Annotated in this window: 19 protein-coding genes, 1 pseudogene and 1 other annotated feature; of the genes and pseudogenes, 1 reads left to right on the forward strand and 19 read right to left on the reverse strand. The window is 58.4% G+C overall.

The window, feature by feature from the left end; all coding sequences use genetic code 11:
- Window positions 1-63 precede the first annotated feature (63 nt).
- From arnF to L085_RS17800, 19 genes and pseudogenes are all read right to left on the reverse strand, one after another.
- A complete protein-coding gene (gene arnF / locus L085_RS17705) occupies window positions 64-456 on the reverse strand; it encodes a 4-amino-4-deoxy-L-arabinose-phosphoundecaprenol flippase subunit ArnF (RefSeq protein WP_044031356.1) in 393 nt (130 codons plus the stop codon).
- Window positions 453-797 carry a 4-amino-4-deoxy-L-arabinose-phosphoundecaprenol flippase subunit ArnE gene (arnE, locus tag L085_RS17710; protein ID WP_004931404.1) on the reverse strand — a complete coding sequence of 115 codons (345 nt, stop codon included), beginning with the start codon at window positions 795-797 and terminating at the stop codon, window positions 453-455. The genes arnF and arnE overlap by 4 nt, the downstream gene beginning before the upstream one ends.
- The gene (arnT, locus tag L085_RS17715; protein WP_021505478.1) at window positions 794-2,458 is read right to left on the reverse strand and encodes a lipid IV(A) 4-amino-4-deoxy-L-arabinosyltransferase; all 1,665 of its coding nucleotides are present in this window, start codon (window positions 2,456-2,458) and stop codon (window positions 794-796) included. The genes arnE and arnT overlap by 4 nt, the downstream gene beginning before the upstream one ends.
- Window positions 2,455-3,360 carry a 4-deoxy-4-formamido-L-arabinose-phosphoundecaprenol deformylase gene (arnD, locus tag L085_RS17720; protein ID WP_033652453.1) on the reverse strand — a complete coding sequence of 302 codons (906 nt, stop codon included), beginning with the start codon at window positions 3,358-3,360 and terminating at the stop codon, window positions 2,455-2,457. Before arnD ends, arnT begins: the two co-directional genes overlap by 4 nt.
- Window positions 3,357-5,339 carry a bifunctional UDP-4-amino-4-deoxy-L-arabinose formyltransferase/UDP-glucuronic acid oxidase ArnA gene (arnA, locus tag L085_RS17725; RefSeq protein WP_044032083.1) on the reverse strand — a complete coding sequence of 661 codons (1,983 nt, stop codon included), beginning with the start codon at window positions 5,337-5,339 and terminating at the stop codon, window positions 3,357-3,359. The genes arnD and arnA overlap by 4 nt, the downstream gene beginning before the upstream one ends.
- Window positions 5,339-6,319 carry an undecaprenyl-phosphate 4-deoxy-4-formamido-L-arabinose transferase gene (arnC, locus tag L085_RS17730; protein WP_033642884.1) on the reverse strand — a complete coding sequence of 327 codons (981 nt, stop codon included), beginning with the start codon at window positions 6,317-6,319 and terminating at the stop codon, window positions 5,339-5,341. Before arnC ends, arnA begins: the two co-directional genes overlap by 1 nt.
- A complete protein-coding gene (gene arnB / locus L085_RS17735; protein WP_033652454.1) occupies window positions 6,306-7,460 on the reverse strand; it encodes a UDP-4-amino-4-deoxy-L-arabinose aminotransferase in 1,155 nt (384 codons plus the stop codon). Before arnB ends, arnC begins: the two co-directional genes overlap by 14 nt.
- A gap of 396 nt (window positions 7,461-7,856) precedes the next feature.
- Window positions 7,857-8,612: a vitamin B12 ABC transporter ATP-binding protein BtuD gene (gene btuD / locus L085_RS17740; protein WP_021505482.1), complete on the reverse strand. Its 756-nt coding sequence runs from the start codon at window positions 8,610-8,612 to the stop codon at window positions 7,857-7,859.
- Between the two features lie 5 nt (window positions 8,613-8,617).
- Window positions 8,618-9,169, reverse strand: a complete 552-nt coding sequence (locus tag L085_RS17745; protein ID WP_004931411.1) for a glutathione peroxidase — start codon at window positions 9,167-9,169, stop codon at window positions 8,618-8,620.
- Between the two features lie 45 nt (window positions 9,170-9,214).
- Complete coding sequence (btuC, locus tag L085_RS17750; RefSeq protein WP_044031357.1) at window positions 9,215-10,222, reverse strand: vitamin B12 ABC transporter permease BtuC; 1,008 nt, start codon at window positions 10,220-10,222, stop codon at window positions 9,215-9,217.
- A 179-nt stretch (window positions 10,223-10,401) separates the two neighbouring features.
- Window positions 10,402-10,818: a DUF2502 domain-containing protein gene (locus L085_RS17755; protein WP_044031358.1), complete on the reverse strand. Its 417-nt coding sequence runs from the start codon at window positions 10,816-10,818 to the stop codon at window positions 10,402-10,404.
- Between the two features lie 552 nt (window positions 10,819-11,370).
- The gene (gene ihfA, locus L085_RS17765) at window positions 11,371-11,667 is read right to left on the reverse strand and encodes an integration host factor subunit alpha (protein ID WP_004931414.1); all 297 of its coding nucleotides are present in this window, start codon (window positions 11,665-11,667) and stop codon (window positions 11,371-11,373) included.
- 4 nt (window positions 11,668-11,671) lie between these two features.
- On the reverse strand, window positions 11,672-14,059 hold the full coding sequence (gene pheT / locus L085_RS17770; RefSeq protein WP_044031359.1) for a phenylalanine--tRNA ligase subunit beta: 2,388 nt from the start codon (window positions 14,057-14,059) through the stop codon (window positions 11,672-11,674).
- Between the two features lie 14 nt (window positions 14,060-14,073).
- A complete protein-coding gene (gene pheS / locus L085_RS17775) occupies window positions 14,074-15,057 on the reverse strand; it encodes a phenylalanine--tRNA ligase subunit alpha (RefSeq protein WP_004931416.1) in 984 nt (327 codons plus the stop codon).
- A 187-nt stretch (window positions 15,058-15,244) separates the two neighbouring features.
- Window positions 15,245-15,366: a sequence feature (Phe leader region), on the reverse strand.
- A 113-nt stretch (window positions 15,367-15,479) separates the two neighbouring features.
- Window positions 15,480-15,836: a 50S ribosomal protein L20 gene (gene rplT, locus L085_RS17780; protein ID WP_004931417.1), complete on the reverse strand. Its 357-nt coding sequence runs from the start codon at window positions 15,834-15,836 to the stop codon at window positions 15,480-15,482.
- A gap of 43 nt (window positions 15,837-15,879) precedes the next feature.
- The gene (gene rpmI, locus L085_RS17785; RefSeq protein ID WP_004931418.1) at window positions 15,880-16,077 is read right to left on the reverse strand and encodes a 50S ribosomal protein L35; all 198 of its coding nucleotides are present in this window, start codon (window positions 16,075-16,077) and stop codon (window positions 15,880-15,882) included.
- A 98-nt stretch (window positions 16,078-16,175) separates the two neighbouring features.
- On the reverse strand, window positions 16,176-16,727 hold the full coding sequence (gene infC, locus L085_RS24820; RefSeq protein ID WP_048233542.1) for a translation initiation factor IF-3: 552 nt from the start codon (window positions 16,725-16,727) through the stop codon (window positions 16,176-16,178).
- Between the two features lie 3 nt (window positions 16,728-16,730).
- Window positions 16,731-18,659, reverse strand: coding sequence for a threonine--tRNA ligase (thrS, locus tag L085_RS17795; RefSeq protein WP_015377696.1), 1,929 nt, complete (start codon window positions 18,657-18,659; stop codon window positions 16,731-16,733).
- A gap of 218 nt (window positions 18,660-18,877) precedes the next feature.
- Window positions 18,878-19,502: pseudogene (locus tag L085_RS17800) on the reverse strand (hypothetical protein).
- A 442-nt stretch (window positions 19,503-19,944) separates the two neighbouring features.
- On the opposite strand from L085_RS17800, the gene L085_RS17805 reads away from it, so the two are divergent.
- Complete coding sequence (locus L085_RS17805; protein ID WP_004931428.1) at window positions 19,945-20,631, forward strand: MarC family NAAT transporter; 687 nt, start codon at window positions 19,945-19,947, stop codon at window positions 20,629-20,631.
- The last annotated feature ends 16 nt before the right edge of the window (window positions 20,632-20,647 follow it).

Here is a 20,647-nt window from a genome sequence, read left to right on the forward strand (position 1 = left end):
TCCCGCACGGTGAAAAAGGCAAGCGCCATGAGGGAGATAATAGCAGGATCGCCGGTTTTGGCCCTATTGCGGCGATTTGGTCTCGGATTTGCTGTTAATCAGCCAGACGCCGAACAGAATAAACAGCGTGCCCAACGTTTTCAGCAGCGTAGCGGATTCGTTAAACCACGGCAGGATCACCGCCGCCAGGTAAACCAACGCATAGCTGACGCTCAGCAGAGGATAAGCGCGGTTTAACGGCAGATGGCGCAGCGCAAAGAACCAACACAGCATCGACAGCGCATAACCGAAGATGCCACCGCCCACCGCCAGCAGCGGCAGCCAGTAGTCGCCGATCAGCGCCAACGAGACGTCGGCGAACGACATCAGCGGGATTTGCACCATGCCCCACTTCATCAGCAACTGCGCCAGCGTCACCAGCAACACGCTGGCGGCGCCCCAGGCATAACCCCTCATGAATGCACGCTCATCAGCAGGATCCCCAGCATAATCGACGCCACGCCGCACCAGTGGCGAACGGTTGTCGGCTCATGAAACAGCCAGCGCGCCGCCAGCGTCACCATTACGAAGTTCAGGCTGAGCATCGGGTAAGCCAGGCTGAGCGGCAGGCGTTGCAACACATTGAGCCACACCGCCATGCCCAGCCCCAACAGCAACACCGCCAGCGCCAACCAGCGCAGCGTCTGTTTCAGCCGCGCCTCGTCTGCCCGTTCCCAGCAGTGCGCCGCCTGTTTCTGGCACAGCTGCCCACCACAGGTGAGCAGGCTGACCACTATCACCAACAAAAAACCGATCATGGTTGCTGTTTATACCACATCAGCACCAAGCGGTTCATACGATCCACCTTGTCTGCGGCCGGCAGCTCCTGCGGCAGCGCTTCATCACGGGACAGCTGCAACACCAGCGACACATTGCCCTGCTTGCGCGCCTGCGCCAGCCACTGCGGGAAGTCGGCATCGCTGATCAGGTGCCCCTTGGCGTCCGGATACTCCAGACCATAGGCCACCTCGCCTTTCTGGCTGTACATCAGCACGTCGCTGCGCTTCAGTTCCCAGGCCAAGCCGGCCGCCAATCCGACGCTGTCGCTCAACACATAGCGGCTGTCGCTCAGTTCGGCCATCGTGGCGCGGGCGAAGTTTTGCGGCAGTTTGGAATCGGTCACCTGTTGCGGAATGGCGTAACCGATCACCAGGCACAGCAGCACCGGGCAAGCCGCCGCCCAGCGCCATTGGCGGCCGTTATCGCGCGCAGAAACCAATGCGAACAGCAGCCAGCCGCCGAAGGCGATCAGGCCGAGCACCACTTTCGGCCACTCCTGGGGAGTAAACAGATGCGCTTTCGGCAGCAGACCGGAGCTCAACACCACCAGCGCCACGATGCCAATCAGCCCGAACAGGCCGTTCAACCAGGCGTTGGCCTTGAACAGCCTGGCGCGCAGCGTGGCGGCATAGTCTTCCGCATAGGCGGTCATCAGCAGCGCCAGCGGCGCCATGCACGGCAGAATGTAGGTCGGCAGCTTGCCTTTGGCGATGCTGAAGAAGATCAGCGGCATCAGCGCCCAGCTCAGCAGGAAGAACAGCTCCGGACGCTGTACGCGCTCGCGCCAACCTTTGAGCAGCGCGCCGGGCAGCAGCGCCAGCCAAGGCAGCACCGCCGCCAGCAGAACCGGCAGGTAATACCAGAACGGCGCCTTGTGCTGGGCGTTATCTTCGGCGAAGCGCTGAATGTGTTCGACCCAGAAGAAGTAATTCCAGAAATCGGGCTCACGTTGCGCGATCGCCAGCGCCCACGGCAGGCTGAGCAACGTGGCGGTAACGATCGCCACCGGGCCGTAGCACAGCAGATCCTTGATGCGACGTTGCTGAATGACAATCGGGATCACCGCGATCACCGGCACCGCCAGCGCCAGGAAGCCCTTGGTCATAAAGCCCATGCCGCAGGCCAGGCCCAGCAAGGCGTAAGCGCCCAGCTTGCCCTTGACCGAGGAGGCCTTCAGCGTCAGGTAATAGCTGACCATCGCCGCCGCCAGCCACAGCGAAATCATCGGATCCAACACGCTGTAAGTGCCGATGCTGAACACCAGCACCATCGACAGGAACATCAGCGCCGCCAGGCTGGCGCGCCGCGCATTGCGCCACATCAGCATCGCCAGCGCGAACACCAGCAGCGCGGTCATGCCGGTGCTGAACACCGAGCCGAAGCGCACCGCAAAGTTGTTTTCGCCGAACAGCCATTGGCTGATGTTATTGAACCAGTAACCCGCTACCGGCTTCTCGAAATAGCGCAGCCCCAGCAGGTGCGGCACCACCCAATCGCCGCGTTGCAGCATCTCACGGCTGATCTCGGCATAACGCGTTTCATCCGGCTGCCACAGCAGGCGACCGTTAAGCGGGATCAGATAGACCAGAGCAAAAAAAACGGCCAGCAGAATGGCCCAGGATCCTTTTAGCGCCTTCATGTAACGTCCTTCACATCGGTTTGACAGCCCAGCCAACCTTCGCGGCCGGGGAAAGGAGCGCGCTTGATGCGGCCCAACGGCAGTGACGCCAAATCTTGCGGTAACAGCGCGCTCAGCGGGCAGAATTCGATGCCCTGCTGCCGTGCGCGTTGCAATAACTGTTCGAACATCGCCGCTTGCGACATGCCTTCCACTTCGGTGTGAATGGTGTACACCGGTACGCCGCGATCGTTCTCGATGGCGCGCAGAATATAGTCGTTGAAGTCGGCCATGCTGACTTCGCTGCCGATCACTTCGTCGAAGGTCGGCAACGTCACCGGGATCTGCACCGTACCGTGACGCCCGTCGCTCAACACCGGACGGAACGGATGGGTGCCGCGGCAATCGCTGTTGTAATGGAAGCCAAAGCGCTGCTTGACCTCCAGCACGCGCGTGTCGGCACGCCACCCCGCCACGGCGGAGCATTTCACCGGCTGGCCGGTGCTGGCGCTCAGGGCATCGACGCCTCGCTGCACCTGTTCGGTCAGCTGCGCCTCGCTCCACTTGCCAACGTTGGCCTGCCATCCCTGGTGATCCCAGGCATGCAGCCCGACTTCATGGCCGGCTTCGGCGGTGCGCTTCATCAGCGGCCCCAGCGCGCGTGAAATGTTGCGCCCCGGCCACGCGGTGCCGGCCAGCAGAATATCCAGGCCGTACAGCGAAGCGGCGTTCGAGCGCAGCATTTTCCACAGAAATTTCGGACGCAAAAGGCGCCAAAGATGGCGCCCCATGTTGTCCGGTCCCACGCTGAAGAAGAAGCTGGCCTGAATGTCGTACTTTTCGAACAGGTCCAGCAACTGCGGCACCCCTTCACGGGTGCCGCTGAAGGTATCTACATCAACCCGCAGACCGACTTTCTTCATGCACCGTTCCCTTCCTGAACGGTTGTGCGCAGGAAGTAGTCCAGCGTATCGGCGACGGTTTGCTTCATCTCAATGGTCGGCTGCCAACCCAGCAGGCGGTGAGCGTTTTTGATGCTCGGCGTGCGGTGCTCGACGTCCTGGTAACCTTTGCCGTAGTAGCTGCTGCTCTCTACGTCCTTGAAGCCGGCAAACGGCGGGAAGCGATCGCGCAACGGGTGGTTGTTGAAGCTTTCCAGCAGCATTTCCGCCAGCTCGCGAATGCTCGCTTCGTTGGTCGGGTTGCCGATGTTGACGATCTGGCCGTCGCACAGGCCGTCGCGGTTCTCAATGATGCGGAACAGCGCTTCGATGCCGTCGTTGATGTCGGTGAAGCAACGTTTCTGCGCGCCGCCGTCCATCAGTTTGATCGGCGAACCTTCTACCAGGTTGAGGATCAGCTGGGTGATGGCGCGGGAAGAACCGATGCGCGCGGCGTCCAGGTTATCCAGACGCGGCCCCATCCAGTTGAACGGACGGAACAGCGTGAACTTCAGGCCTTCTTTGGCGCCGTAAGCCCAGATCACACGATCCAGCAGCTGTTTGGAGACCGAATAGATCCAGCGCTGCTTGTTGATTGGCCCGACGATCAGACGCGAATGGTCTTCGTCGAACTCTTTATCGTCGCACATGCCGTACACTTCAGATGTGGACGGGAAGATGATGCGCTTGTTGTATTTCACGCAGTCGCGAACGATCTTCAGGTTCTCTTCGAAGTCCAGCTCGAACACGCGCAGCGGGTTACGGGTGTATTCGATCGGCGTCGCGATCGCCACCAGCGGCAGCACCACGTCGCATTTCTTGATGTGATACTCGATCCACTCGGAGTGGATGCTGATGTCGCCTTCCACAAAGTGGAAACGCGGGTTGTCGAGGAAGCGGCTGATGGCGTCGGAACCGATATCCAGACCGTAGATGTCGTAACGGTCATCGCGCAGCAGGCGCTCGGTCAGGTGGTTGCCGATGAAGCCGTTAACCCCGAGGATCAGCACGCGGGTGCGGCGTTTCATCACGGCGTTGGGCTTGGCGGCCAGACGCACGTCGGTGACGATGCCCATTTCCTGCGCCAGGCGGCTGCCCTGCACGTACAGGCCACTTTCGTTCTGCCCGGCGACGATTTCCAGCGCGCCTTCGCCACAGGCGATGACCAGCGGGGCGGTGCTCAGCACGGTGCCCGGTTGTTTATCGTGTTGGGTATCCAGCACGCGGGAACGCCAGACGATCAGCTTGCGCTGGCCGAGGTAGCTGAATGCCCCCGGGTACGGTTCAGTGACGGCGCGCACCAGGTTGTTGATCTCTTTGGCGGACTTGTGCCACAAAATCTCGCCGTCCGCCGCGGTGCGGCGCCCGAAGTAGCTGGCCTGAGACTCATCCTGTTTGGTGAAGGTGGCGGTGCCGTTCTTCAGCTTCGGCAGCTGCTCTTTCAACACGGCCTGCGCGGCTTCCAGCACTTTTTTGTGCAGCGTCAGCGCGGTGTCGTTGTCGGCAATGGTCACTTTCTGCTGACCGACGATGTCACCGGCGTCCGGGCGTTTCACCATTTTGTGCAGGGTGGCGCCGGTTTCGGTTTCGCCATTCACCAGCGCCCAGTTCACCGGCGCGCGGCCACGGTAGCGCGGCAACAGCGAACCATGCAGGTTGAAACCGCCCAACGGGGCCAGCGACAAGATCTCGTCGCTCAGCATGTGACGGTAGTAGAACGAGAAGATCACGTCCGGCTGCAGTTCGCGAATGCGATCAACCCACAGCGGGTGATTCACGTCTTCCGGCGCATAGACCGGCAGATCCAATTCGGCGCCCAAACGGGCCACGGAGGAGAAGAAGTTGTTCTCACCTGGGTCGTCGGTGTGCGTGAACACAGCCTGCACGTCATAACCCGCCTCAGTCAGCGCTTTCAGACCTGCGCAGCCAATATCATGGTAAGCAAATACAATAGCTTTCATCATTCTTCTTCCTGAGTATTGTGGTCTTGCTGTACGCCGACCACTTTCTGAACAAAATAGCGAGGACGTGCGCGCACGTCGGTATAGATGCGGCCGATGTATTCACCCAGCAGCCCCATGCCGACAAACTGGGCGCCGATAAAGGTGAACAGGACGGCGAAAAGCGTGAACACGCCGCCGGCGGCCCATTCAGGACCGAGCAGCAGACGCAGCGCGATCAGCACCAGCGCCAACACGAACCCGGACAGCGCCACGATGCTGCCGACCACGCTGAGCAAACGCAGCGGCGTAGTGGTCAGACAGGTGATCAGGTCATACATCAGGTTGATCAGCTTCATCAGGCTGTATTTGGAGTCGCCGAACTCGCGCTCGGCGTGACGCACGTCGATCTCGGTCGTGCGACGGGCGAAGGTGTTCGCCAGAATCGGGATGAAGGTGCTGCGCTCATGACAGTGCAGCATCGCCTCAACGATATGACGACGGTAGGCGCGCAGCATGCAGCCGTAGTCCCCCATCGATTTGCCGGTGGCGCGTTGAATCATCATGTTGATCACGCGCGAAGCGCTTTTGCGGAACCAGGAGTCCTGACGGTTGGCGCGCACGGTGCCCACCACGTCATAGCCCTCTTCCGCCACGCTGACCAGCCGAGGGATTTCCTCCGGCGGGTTCTGCAGATCGGCGTCAAGGGTAATCACCAGATCGCCGGTCACCTGATTGAAACCGGCCATGATCGCCGAATGTTGGCCATAGTTGCGGTTAAGCAGGACGGCAATCACGTGACTGTCCGGCTTTTCGGCCGCCGCGGTCAGCATGTCAGCGGAGTTGTCGCTGCTGCCATCGTCGACGAGAATGATTTCATAAGGTTGGGATAACTGCTTACAGGCGGCGGTAGTGCGCTCCAGCAACGCAGGCAGGCTTTCCTGCTCATTGTATACCGGGATGACTATCGACACTTTTTTGATCGGTTCAACGCGAGACACGTAAAGACTCCACAACAGAAGACAAGGCATTGACCACGCGATCCACATCGGCGTCGGTCATATCAGGGAATAGCGGTAAGGTGCACAGCCGCGCCGAGTTCCATTCGGTATTCGGCAACGACAGCTGCGGATAGCGCTCACGGTAGAATTTCTGGGTGTGCGCGGCACGGAAATGCAGCCCGGTGCCGATGCCAACCTCTTTCAGGCGCTCCATCAGCTGGTCGCGATCGAGGCCGCAGCGCTCGGGATCGACGCGCACCATAAACAGGTGCCAGGCGTGGTCATGCGGATAATCCGGCACGCCCAACGGCTGGAACGGCGAGCCTTCCAGCGCGCTCAGGTAGCGCTGCGCCAGCGCCTTACGCCGTGCGTTCAGCTCGGCGAAGCGCGACAGTTGCACCACGGCGATCGCCGCGTGAATGTCGGACAGGTTGTACTTGTAACCCGGCTCCACCACTTCGGCCTGCGGTTTGCGGCCTAGCTGCTGGCGATCGAAGGCATCGACGGCCAGACCATGGAACTTCAGACAACGCAGGCGATCCGCCAGCGCATCGTCATCGGTGGCGATCAGACCGCCTTCGGCGCAGGTCACGTTTTTAATCGCATGGAAAGAGAAAATCGCCGTCCCGCGTGCGCCGACCCATTCGCCGTTGTAGCGCGTGCCGACCGCGTGGGCGGCGTCTTCGATCAGCGGTAAGCGGTGGCGTTCGGCCACGGCGCGCAGCGCATCCATCTGCAGGGGAGCACCGGCATAATGCACCGGAACAATCGCTTTGGTTTTGGGGGTGATGGCAGCCTCGACATCGGCGGCGCTGACCATCAAGGTCTCACGGTCAACGTCGATCATCACCGGCGTAGCGCCCAGCAGTTCGATCATGTTGAGGGTGGAAACCCAGGTTTGCGAAGGGGTGATGACTTCATCGCCGGGCCCCACGCCCAGCGCCATCAAAGTGATGTGCATGCCCGCTGTGGCGGAACTGACGGCGATGGCGTGCTTACAGCCGAAGGTGGAACAGAAGTCGCTTTCCAGTTGCTGATTTTGCGGGCCGGTGGTGATCCAACCGGAACGCAACACTTTCTCTACCGCGGCGATTTCTTCGTCGCCGATGGCTGGACGAGAGAAAGGCAAAAATTGATCCATAGTTAACCCCAAACGTATCGGACTGCTTTTGATGACACTGTAAATCCCTTTCGTTTAACGAATATTAAACGCCAGAGAAGAATCGTTTCCGTGGATTAACTGCCAATGTAAGGCCGCAAGCTTAACTAAACCTTAAGACGAGACTTGTCATCAGTGGGAGAACTGATAGGAAGGCGCCGTCATCATTAATTTAATTTTATTATGCAAATCAATTTCTTATATTTTTTAATAATTACTTACGTATTTTATTTTTGCCGAATCAAGCGTAGCACGTCATTGGCGTTTTTCAAGAAAACTCACGAGAAAATGAGAGGCAGCACAATAATAGCCGATGATTACCCGGCTATTTATATTCACTACGTTTAGTTTTCGTTTATATTTATACCCCAGGGCGAATTAAGCCGTGCGGGTCATGATCCAACGCTGGTTCCCCACCCATTGCAGGTGGAAATCCACTTCATAGATCTGCGACAACAGTGCGGGCGCCATCACCTCACGGGTGATGCCCTGCGCGACCAACTGCCCAGCGTGCAGCAACCAAACCCGATCGGCCTGCTGCAGGGTATGATTCAGATCGTGTGCGCACACCAGCGCGCTGCGCCCACTTTGGCAGAATTCGCGCAGCAGGCGATCCAGCGCGACCTTTTGCGCCACATCCAGGCTATTGGTTGGTTCATCCAGCAACAACAATCGGCTGTGCGGGTTAACGCTGGGCCACACCTGCAGCAATACCGCCGCCAGCCGCACCCGTTGCCATTCTCCACCAGAAAGCTGTGTCAGCATGCGTGACAGTTTATCCACCAGCTTCAACCGCTGGCACAGATAGAGGATGGTGTGTTCCACCTCGGTTTGCGCCGCGCCGGCAGGCCGGTGCAACGCCAAATACTGAAACACCGGCATCAGCGACACCGGCGGCTGTTGCTGGCTGAGATAACCGCGTCGGCGCGCCAGCTCGCTCCCCGGATAATCGGAGAGCGCGCGTCCGTCCAGGCAGACTTCGCCCCGCCCCGGCAGCATACCCGCCACCCGCGCCAGCAGGGTACTCTTCCCTGCGCCATTTGGGCCGATCAGGTGAACCTGCAACCCGCCGTCAATCTGTGCCGAAAAAGGCGCCAGGCGCCCCGCCACCCCAACCTCAACGAGTTGCAGCATCCGTATTACCCTGCCAGCGCCTGTTTCACCGCCGCCACCAGCGCCGGATCCTCAGGTGTGGTGTCAGGCGAGAAGCGCTGGATCACCGTGCCGTCGCGCGCGATAAGGAATTTCTCAAAGTTCCACAGAATATCGCCGGGATGCTTCGGCGCACGCCCTTTGCTGGTCATCCGCGCCAGGAACTCGCTGCCTTCCGGCGCGACGGCCTCCGGCTGTGCGGCAATCAACGCTTGGTACAGTGGATGACGGTGTTCGCCGTTCACCTCAATCTTGGCAAACATTGGGAATTGCACGCCGAAGGTGCCGCGGCAAAACGCCAGGATCTCTTCGTTGCTGCCCGGCTCCTGGCCCAGAAATTCATTGGACGGGAACCCCAGCACTTCCAGCCCCCGCTCGCGATAGGTTTCGTACAGCGCTTCCAGCCCTTCGTACTGCTTGGTCAGGCCGCACTCCGAGGCCACGTTGACCACCAGCAGCACCTTGCCCTGATAGGCACCCAGCGTGGTCGTCTGATTTTCGATGGTTTGTAACGGCAGGTTGTCGATTGGCTTGCTCATCGGTTGTCATCCTTTGGTTTTTTAATGGCAGGTGAATGAAGAAAACTACCTTACGCCTTTTGTCCGGGTCAGTAACCAGATAAATAGCGGCGCCCCCAGCGTGGCTGTCACCACGCCGATCGGCAGCTCGGCCGCCAGCAGCGCAACGCGGGCGATCACATCGGCCACCAGCAACACCCCGGCTCCCGCCAGCGCGCAGGCCGGCAGCAGATAGCGCTGGTCTGTCAGGCCGGTGAGCCGCAAAATATGCGGGATCACCAGCCCAACGAAGCCGATCACCCCGGCGAGCGCCACGCTGACGCCAACCAGCCAGCCGATCGCCAGCACCAGCAGGTTACGCCACACATGCAGCGACAGCCCGAGCTGGCGCGCCTGCACCTCGCCCAGTGCCATCAGGTTGAGCGCTCGGCCCTGGCCACACAGCCACAGCAACACCGGCAGCAGCGCCAGCACCAGCCACTTTTGGCGCCAGTCGACGCCGCCGAAACCGCCCATCATCCAGTACATCAGCTGCCGCAGATCGAGGCTGGTGCTGAAATAGACCGCCCAGGTCATCAGCGCGCTGCACACGATGCCCAGCGCTACGCCGACCAGCAACAGCCGAGCATTGGTCAGACGTCGCCGGCGAGCGAAGCCCAACAATAAGAAGGTCATCGCCAGCGCACCGGCTATCGCGGCGGCGCTCATCAGCGCCACCGGCAACAAACCGTGCCCCAACAACACCGTCAGCACCAGCGCTACGCCGGCGCCGTTAGCGATGCCCAGCAGACCGGGCTCCGCCAGAGGATTTTCAAACAGCGCCTGCATCACCGCGCCCGCCACCGCCAGGGCGGCGCCGACCAGCATCACCGCCAGCGCGCGCGGCAAACGCAGTTGCCAAACAAACAGTTGCGCTCGATCGCTGAACCACTCTGACGGCCATATCCATTGGTCGCCGGCGCAAAGGCTGACCAGCAACGCCACCGCCACGCCCAGCGCCAACAGACTGAGCTGGCGTTTATCGCGGTAGCGTTGATGTTGCAACAGTAAGGTGAAGGTACGGCTGGTTGGCATGGCGCGGCGATTCCCTGCCGGCCGCTGTCGTGGCCGGATAATTGACGTCTGAGTCAAATATTAGGGGGTTAACGCCGCAAGGGGAAGCCTTGCGTAAGCGATGGCACAGGAAAGCAGCGGCTGGCCCTGCCCGTCATCGCCAGGATGATGGCAAAACCAGCCGCCGATAAACTCAGGGGTTAACGATGCTGACCGGGGTTGCCCTGCGGATAGGGCCGGCCGCGGCCGTCATCGCGCCGGTCATGGTCGCCGCGATCCTCATGGCGGCCATCATGATCACGATTATCGCGATCGCCGTGGAAAGGATTGCCGCTGCGCGCCGGCTCGCGATGCTCATAGCCGCGCGGCGGCGAAGGCTGCCAGCGCCCGCCGTCCCAGTACAGGCCGCGCGCATTGCGCTCCCCCAAACCGCGGCCCTGGTGTGCATGCCACCATTGCGGGGGACGCCAGTCGTAGCCATCCCAGTAGTAACCACGGCGGTCCTGATCCCCCAAATGCAGGGAAACGCCCGGCACGTTGATATCGACGGAGACATCGGCCTGTGCCGCCAGCGGCAGCAACAGCGGAAAACACACCAGCAACAGGATCTTTTTCATTTCACCTTCTCACTCTATTTTCTTGCTGCAGTGGTTATATCAGCGTGCTTATTTAACGACTATCTCACCGATGCCTATTTTCAGATTGTTTTCGACGGCCTTACACAATCCCTACACTGTTTGCCGCCACCTTTAATTATCATAACCACTGACAAGATTTAACGAATAACTGACGTCTCTCAAGCGGCGCGGCAATTATAGTTAAATGGATTTCCACCGGAGGATTATAAGATGATTAAACGTATTGGTATGCTGCTAACCGTTGTAGCCCTGGCCTCAACCCTGAGCGCCTGCTGCTGGGGCCCGCACGGGGGCGGTGGCCACCGCGGCGACGGCCCTGGCCATTATTACGGCCGTTATTGAAACAACAAATATGGCTGCTCACCACACAAAATAAGATATAAGAATACTCCGTAATTGAGATTAAATAAATTTTCACCGAGGTGATTTAATGAATAATTTTAATTCATGCATTGCCTATTAGGAATAAACTGAATTTTGTCTCAGAAAAGAAAAAGGCCGCGCAAGCGGCCTTTTTTGATGTCACGTCACTCACCCTTTCGGGCTGGCGTTTTCTACCCGGCTTTTCAGCTTCTGCCCCGGACGGAAGGTCACCACACGGCGCGCCGTAATCGGAATGTCTTCGCCGGTCTTCGGGTTACGCCCCGGACGTTGGTTCTTGTCACGCAGATCAAAGTTGCCAAAACCCGACAGTTTTACCTGTTCGCCATTTTCAAGAGCCCGACGGACCTCTTCAAAGAACAGTTCCACCAGGTCTTTGGCGTCCCGTTTGCTAAGCCCAAGCTTCTCAAACAGGTGTTCTGACATTTCAGCTTTAGTAAGCGCCATAGGTTCAATCCCTCAAGGATGCTTGGAATCGCTGTTTTAGAGCCTCTACGCATTTTGCAACGGTAGCGGCTATCTCCTCTTCTTCCAGTGTACGAGCGGTATCCTGCAATACCAGACTGATAGCCAGGCTCTTGTCACCTTCTGCCACGCCCTTGCCACGGTACACGTCAAACAAGTTTACGCCAACTACCTGATTTGCGCCAACTTTCTTACACTCGGCCAAAATATCTTCTGCGGGGACGTTTTCAGCCACCACAATGGCGATATCACGGCGGTTTGCCGGGAAGCGCGAAATCTCCCGCGCCTGAGGCACGGCGCGGCTCGCAAGCTTGTTCCACTCCAGTTCAAACACCACGGTGCGGCCGTTAAGATCCAGTTTACGTTCAAGTTCCGGGTGAACCACACCGATGAAACCTACGCGTTCGCCGTGCAAATAAATCGCCGCACTTTGCCCTGGATGCAGGGCCGGATTGGCTTCCGCCCGGAACTGAATTTCGGATAATTTACCGGTCAGCTCGAGGACGGACTCCAGATCCCCTTTTAAATCATAGAAGTCGACGGGCTTGCGCGCCAGATCCCAATGTTCATCGTGCGTATGGCCGGCGATCACGCCCGCCAGCATGACATCCTGACGGATACCCAGATCTGCCGCACTATCAGGCACAAAGCGCAGGCCGCTTTCGAACAGACGCAGACGCGTCTGCTGGCGGTTCTGGTTGTACACCACCGCAGACAGCAGGCCGGTCCACAGCGACAGGCGCATCGCCGACATTTCTACCGAAATCGGGCTTGGCAGGATCAGCGCTTCTTCATTCGGGTGCAGCAGCGCCTGCACCTTCGGATCGACGAAGCTGTAGGTGATCGCTTCCTGATAACCGTGATCGACCAGCATGGTCTTCACGCGCTTCAGCGTCAGATCGGCTTCGCGATGCTGGGTCATCACCAGATCGGCGCGCACCGGCACATCCGGGATGTTGTCGTAGCCGTAAACGCGCGCCACTTCTTCCACCAGATCCTCTTCGATCTCCATATCGAAACGCCAGCTTGGCGCGACCGCTTGCCAGCTGTCGCCCTGCTCGGTCACCTGGCAACCCAGGCGGCGTAGAATGTCGCTGACCTGATCGCTCGGCACCACGTGGCCGATCAGGCGATCCAGTTTCTCGCGGCGCAGCGTGATGGTGGCGCGCTTCGGCAGTTCGTTCTCGTGGGTCACGTCGATAATCGGGCCGGCCTGACCGCCGCAAATATCGAGCAGCAGGCGCGTAGCGCGTTCCATCGCTTTGTACTGCAGCGCCGGATCGACACCGCGCTCATAGCGGTGAGAAGCGTCGGTGTGCAGGCCGTGACGACGCGCGCGGCCGGTGATCGACAGCGGGCTGAAGAAGGCGCATTCCAGCAGCACGTCCTGAGTTTCCCCGTTGACGCCAGAATGCTCGCCACCGAAGATGCCGCCCATCGCCAACGCTTTTTGATGATCGGCGATCACTAAGGTGTCGGCGTTCAGTTTGGCTTCACTGCCGTCCAGCAGCCTCAGCGTTTCGCCTTCTTCCGCCATGCGCACCACGATGCCGCCGTCGATGCGGCTCAGATCGAAAGCGTGCATCGGCTGGCCAAGCTCCAGCAGCACATAGTTGGTGACGTCAACCACCGCATCGATGGAGCGGATGCCGCAGCGACGCAGCTTTTCACGCATCCACAGCGGGCTTGGCGCCTTGACGTCGATGCCTTTCACCACACGGCCCAGATAGCGCGGGCACGCCTGCGGCGCGTCAACGCGGATCGGCAGCGTGGCGTCAATCGCAGCGGCCACCGGGCTCATGTCTGGCTCGGTCAGCGCCACCTGGTTGAGTACGCCCACGTCGCGCGCGACGCCGATGATACCCAGGCAGTCGGCGCGGTTCGGGGTAACGCTGATCTCGATGGTGTTGTCGTTCAGTTTCAGATAGTCACGGATGTCGGTGCCGATCGGCGCATCCAGCGGCAGCTCGATGATGCCGTCATGATCGTCGGAAATGCCCAGCTCGGAGAACGAGCACAGCATGCCTTCCGAAGGCTCGCCGCGCAGCTTGGCGGCTTTGATTTTGAAATCGCCCGGCAGCACCGCGCCCACGGTGGCGACCGCCACTTTCAGGCCGGTACGGCAGTTCGGCGCGCCGCAAACGATGTCGAGCAAGCGATCGCCGCCCACGTTAACTTTAGTGACGCGCAGTTTGTCGGCGTTCGGGTGCTGACCGCACTCGACCACTTCACCCACCACAACGCCGTTAAACGCGCCGGCAACCGGATCCACGCCGTCCACTTCCAAGCCGGCCATGGTGATTTGATCGGATAATGCTTCGCTGCTGATGGCCGGGTTTACCCACTCGCGCAACCAGAGTTCACTGAATTTCATGTGATATTCCCGCCTTACTTAAACTGTTTGAGGAAACGCAGATCGTTTTCGAAGAATGCGCGCAGGTCGGTGACGCCGTAACGCAGCATCGTCAGGCGCTCCATGCCCATGCCGAAGGCGAAGCCGGAGTAAACTTCCGGATCGATGCCGACGTTGCGCAGCACGTTCGGATGCACCATGCCGCAGCCCAGCACTTCCAGCCACTTGCCGTTCTTGCCCATCACGTCCACTTCAGCGGACGGCTCGGTGAATGGGAAGTAGGACGGACGGAAACGAACCTGCAGGTCTTCTTCAAAGAAGTTGTTCAGGAAATCGTGCAGCGTGCCCTTCAGGTTGGTGAAGCTGATGTCTTTATCGACGATCAGCCCTTCCATCTGGTGGAACATCGGGGTGTGAGTCTGATCGTAGTCGTTACGGTAAACGCGGCCCGGCGCAATGATACGGATCGGCGGCTGTTGGTTCTTCATGGTGCGGATCTGCACGCCGGAAGTCTGGGTGCGCAGCAGGCGTGTGGCGTCGAACCAGAAGGTATCGTGATCGGCGCGCGCCGGGTGGTGCCCTGGAATGTTCAGCGCGTCGAAGTTATGGTAATCGTCTTCAATCTCCGGGCCGGTGGCAACGGAAAAGCCCAACTCGCCGAAGAAGGTTTCGATACGGTCGATGGTGCGGGTCACCGGATGCAGGCCGCCGTTCTCCATGCGACGGCCCGGCAGGGAAACATCGATGGTTTCAGCCGCCAGGCGCGCGTTCAGCGCGGCGCTTTCCAGCGCGTTCTTACGCGCGTTCAGGGCGTCCTGTACTTCTTGCTTGGCCTGGTTGATCACCGCGCCGGCCGCCGGACGGTCTTCCGCCGGTACGTCGCGCAGAGACTGCATCTGCAAGGTGAAATGACCTTTCTTGCCAAAATATTCGACGCGCACCAAATCTAACGCGGCAACATCCTGGGCATCTTCTACGGCTGCCTTGGCATTGGCAACCAGCTCTGCGAGATGTGGCATTGCTTTCCTCTTCCTCTGGCCGGGATGGCCCTAAGTAATTGTTATCTATTATTCGAACACGCCTTTGACCATTATTCAAAGACTTTTCAATACGTTGCCGGCCGGCCGGCTCGCCTGCGCGGCGCATGGCCCGCGTTGCGTCTGCCGCCCTCACCGCAACGCCTGGCAAGGCGAGACGATGGCCAAAAACAAAAAAGCCTCCACGAGGGAGGCTTAGGCGCTACTTTTCGTTTCTTTTCTTACGCGCAAAGCCTCCTGAAATCAGGCGCTAAAGTAAAAAAGAAACGAAAAAGAGCTGCGTGCATGATTGCGGTACCTTGTCGATGATTGTCCACCAGTGATATAGCGGCGGCCAATGAAAGTCAATATTTGTCGCTGAAAACAAAGATTAAAAGAGGGAGCAAGCTCCCTCTTCTACTGACTTACGCCAGAGCTGCTTTCGCTTTCTCAACCAGTGCGCCGAAGGCCACTTTGTCGAAGACTGCGATGTCAGCCAGGATCTTACGGTCAATTTCAATCGAGGCTTTTTTCAGGCCGTTGATGAACTTGCTGTAAGACAGACCGTTCTGACGAGCAGCTGCGTTGATACGTGCAATCCACAGCTGACGGAACTGACGCTTACGTTGACGACGGTCACGATAAGCATACTGACCTGCTTTGATTACTGCCTGGAAGGCAACACGATATACGCGCGAACGGGCACCGTAGTAACCTTTCGCCTGCTTCATGATTTTCTTGTGACGTGCGCGTGCAATTACACCACGTTTTACGCGAGCCATATGCTCTCTCCTAAAGTCTTATTCTAAATTCAAAAAAAATGGCTTATGCGTACGGCAGGCACGCGGTAACCAGGACCAGATCGTTTTTAGACACCATGCCTTTCGGACGCAGGTGACGTTTACGCTTGGTTGCTTTTTTGGTCAGAATATGACGCAGGTTGGCATGTTTACGCTTAAAACCACCGCTGCCGGTTTTTTTGAAGCGCTTGGCTGCACCACGTACAGTTTTAATCTTTGGCATTTTAATTAAATCCACTTCGCATTGTTAAACAACGAATCAGTTGGGCGAATAAAACCCACACAGCGCAAGCGCCGCGCGGGTTCCATTACTTGTAAGCCTTACTGTTTCTTCTTAGGAGCGAGCACCATAATCATCTGGCGGCCTTCGATCTTCGTAGGGAAGGATTCGACCACTGCCAGATCCATATCTTCACACAGGTCTTTACGGACGCGGTTAAGCACTTCCATACCGATCTGCTGGTGCGCCATCTCACGCCCACGGAAACGCAGGGTGATTTTGGCTTTATCGCCATCTTCCAGAAAGCGAATCAGGTTGCGTAGTTTGACCTGATAGTCGCCATCATCGGTGCCAGGACGGAATTTGATTTCCTTGACCTGAATAACTTTTTGCTTCTTCTTCTGTTCTTTCGTCGACTTGCTCTTCTCGTAGAGGAATTTGCCGTAATCCATGATTCGGCAAACTGGCGGTTCGGCATTTGGGCTGATTTCTACTAAATCAACGCCCGCTTCCTCAGCTTTTTCAAGAGCTTCATTCAGACTGACAATACCAATCTGCTCGCCATCGACGCCGGTTAGGCGAACTTCTTGCGCGCGAATTTCTCTGTTAATGCGATTAGGACGCGCCGGTTGAACTCGTTTTCCGCCTTTAATACTTTATTCCTCCAGTTGATGAAGACTACGGCTGCGAATCTCTTTCAGCAGCTTGTCTACGACTTCGTTTACGTCCAGGCTTCCCAGGTCTTTGCCACGGCGGGTACGAACGGCAACTTTGCCGGCTTCGACCTCTTTGTCGCCGCACACCAACATGTAAGGGACTCGACGTAAAGTATGTTCGCGAATTTTAAAGCCAATCTTCTCATTTCTCAAGTCCGCTTTCACGCGAATACCTGCATCCTGCAGTTTTTTGGTCAATTGCTGGACGTAATCAGACTGGCTGTCGGTGATATTCATCACCACCACCTGCACCGGAGCGATCCAGGTCGGGTAGAACCCGGCGTATTCTTCGGTAAGGATACCGATGAAGCGTTCCATGGAGCCCAAAATGGCGCGGTGAATCATTACCGGCACGACGCGATCGTTGTTTTCGCCAACGTACGAGGCGCCCAAACGGCCCGGCAAGAAGAAATCGAGCTGCACGGTACCACATTGCCATGCGCGATCCAAACAATCATGCAGGGTAAATTCAATTTTCGGTCCGTAGAAGGCGCCCTCGCCCGGCTGGTACTCGAACGGAATGCCGTTCTCGGTCAGCGCGGCGGCCAGGTCTTCTTCCGCACGGGTCCACATGTCGTCGGTACCGATGCGTTTTTCCGGACGAGTGGACAGCTTGACGGCGATCTTGTCGAAGCCGAAGGTACCGTACACGTCATAGACCATGCGAATGCATTCGTTCACTTCGGCGCGCACCTGCTCTTCGGTACAGAAGATGTGGGCGTCATCCTGCGTGAAGCCGCGCACGCGCATCAGGCCGTGCAGGGAACCCGACGGCTCGTTGCGGTGGCAGCTGCCGAATTCGCCCATGCGCAGCGGCAAATCGCGGTACGACTTCAGGCCCTGGTTGAAGATCTGCACGTGACCCGGGCAGTTCATCGGCTTGATGCAGTATTCGCGGTTTTCCGACGCGGTGGTGAACATGGCGTCTTTGTAGTTTTCCCAGTGGCCGGTTTTTTCCCACAGCACGCGGTCCATCATAAACGGACCTTTCACTTCCTGGTACTGGTACTCTTTGAGCTTCATGCGCACGAAGGCTTCCAGCTCGCGGAAGATAGTCCAACCGTCGTTGTGCCAGAACACCATGCCCGGCGCTTCTTCCTGCATGTGATACAGATCGAGCTGTTTGCCGATCTTGCGGTGATCGCGCTTGGCCGCCTCTTCCAGGCGTTGCAGGTAGGCGTTCAGCTGCTTCTTGTCTGCCCAGGCGGTGCCGTAGATACGCTGCAGCATTTTGTTTTTGCTGTCACCGCGCCAGTAAGCGCCGGAGGTTTTCTGCAGCTTGAAATGGTGGCAGAAACGCATGTTCGGCACGTGCGGGCCGCGGCACATGTCGATGTATTCTTCGTGGTGATACAGGCCAGGACGATCGTCATGGCTGATGTTCTCATCCAGGATCGCCACTTTATAGATTTCGCCCCGCTCAGCGAAGGTGTCGCGGGCTTCTTGCCAGCTGACCTTCTTCTTGATGACGTCGTAATCCTTATCGGCCAACTCGTGCATCCGCTTTTCCAGCAGATCCAGGTCTTCCTGCGTCAGGGTGCGGTCGATATCCACGTCATAATAGAAACCGTTGTCGATAACAGGACCGATCGCCATTTTGGTATCCGGCCACAGCTGCTTGATCGCATGACCCAGCAGGTGCGCGCAGGAGTGGCGCATGATTTCCAGACCGTCTTCGTCTTTGATGGTGATGATGGCCAGCTGCGCATCCGATTCGATCAGATCGCTGGCATCAACCAGTTCGCCATTGACGCGACCGGCGATACAGGCTTTCGCCAGGCCAGGGCCGATATCGCGCGCGACATCCATCGGGGAAACGGGGTGGTCGAAATGACGCTGACTACCGTCAGGAAGAGTAATAACAGGCATTAATAATTCCTTATCTACAGTGGTGACCCACACGACAGATCACATGCAGTACGAAAATTGGATTTTGGGTTTGGTCAGCCAGGTTTCAGATCTCGCCCACAATTGCCAGATTGAAACCTCACTGGGTATACAGAATGGAACGCATACCTTCTCAGCCGCATTCGGCTAAGCGAATAGTATCACTAAAATTGTTCCGGATAAATAAAGCGCCGTCGCCCTCACACTTTCGCTTCATTCGACGCAAAAACGGTCTTCATGTAGCTGAGGGTGGCCAGCAGGCACAGGCCGTAGCCCAACAGTTCGCAGCCCTCTTCCACCATGTTTTTCACTACCCGGTTATAGCCGTCCAGCATCAGCGTTTGCCACAGCGCGCTCATGCCGAACAGGCGTGAAAACACCAGAATGCACAGCAGACCGGCGCACATCATGCCGTAGCCGGGATGCGTCACGAAATCGGCCAGGCCGCGCACCGTCGCCGCAATGTGCCTGGCGGCATGGTACAGACAGACCAAGGCGACCGCCAGCGCGAACCACACCCAGGCGCCGTGCCACAACGCATCGAAAGCGAAGTCCATCTCGCGGATCAGCATGCAGAGAAAGAAGCCGCCGACCAGCATCCAGGCGGAGCGGCGTTCCGCCTGCCGCCAGGCCGCGGCGAAAAAAACCGCCGGCGATGGCGAGCAGCAACAGTTCCTGCGCCGCTTCGGTCAGCGAGGTTTCATGCACGAAGTTATGCAACCAGTGCACATCGATAAACACCAGGCCGACCAATGCCGCCATGAAGGCGGCGGAAAGCGCGAATGCGCTGATTTTCCCCAGTAAAAGTTTCAACTCGTCTTGCATAATCAATCTCATTATCGTTTTAAAGCGCGCCTATGGTAGGCAGCTGAGCCTGCGGGGTGTAGCAATTGGTGCTGAACGTCGGCCTTTACCGGCCAATTGCGGCGAAAAAGGCCATAAAACACAAAAATTGTGCATTTTTTCTGAGCGCCGCTCGTTTTTCAGCCTGCGCTCATCATGGGTACGCGGTATTAACGACGTTATAGAGGCTGATGCATTTTGGTGCGCGTTCGGCGCCGCGGGCGATTGCGGTCAACGACGCCCCGTTGGGATGTGAGGATGAACCTGAGCTCGCCGGCGAGTGCAACGGCAATGATGAAACGCCGGCCGACGGTTAATTAACGTTACGAGCTATCCCCATTGCCGCCAGGCACGCGGCAGGCTAGGCTGTTTAGCTCGTAGGCCGCCGCCTGGCGGCCTGAACGTTGCACAGGGAGTCTACTTTATGACGGGTATTTTGCAGTTATTCCAGGCCATCGGACTGGGTTTGGTGCTGCTGTTGCCGCTGGCCAACCCGCTGACCACGGTGGCGTTGCTGCTCGGCTTGTCCGGCAATATGACGCGCGAAGAGCGCAATCAGCAGTCGCTGATGGCCTCGGTTTATGTGTTCTGCATCATGACGGTGGCGTTTTACGCCGGGCAGGTGGTGATGAACACTTTCGGTATTTCGATCCCCGGCCTGCGCATCGCCGGCGGCCTGATCGTCGCCTTCATCGGTTTCCGCATGCTGTTCCCGCAACAAAGCGCCGATGAGGCGCCGGAGGTGGAGAGCAAGTCGCACGAGCTGCGCCACAAGACATCGGCCAACATCGCCTTCGTGCCGTTGGCCATGCCGAGCACCGCCGGGCCGGGCACCATCGCGATGATCATCAGCTCGGCGTCGAGCGTCAAAGCGAACACGCTGGGTTTTGAACCCTGGGTGCTGGCCGTGGCGCCGGTCGCCATCTTCCTGACGGTCGCGGTGATCCTGTGGGGCTGCCTGCTCAGCTCCGGCGCCATCATGCGCCTGGTGGGGAAAAGCGGCATCGAGGCGATCTCGCGCCTGATGGGCTTCCTGCTGGTGTGCATGGGGGTACAGTTCATTATCAACGGCGTGCTGGAGATCATCTCCACCTATACGCCGGCCGCCTGATCACACAAAACGGGCG

The sequence above is a fragment of the Serratia sp. FS14 genome (genome assembly GCF_000695995.1).
Taxonomy (GTDB): Bacteria; Pseudomonadota; Gammaproteobacteria; order Enterobacterales; family Enterobacteriaceae; genus Serratia; species Serratia nematodiphila.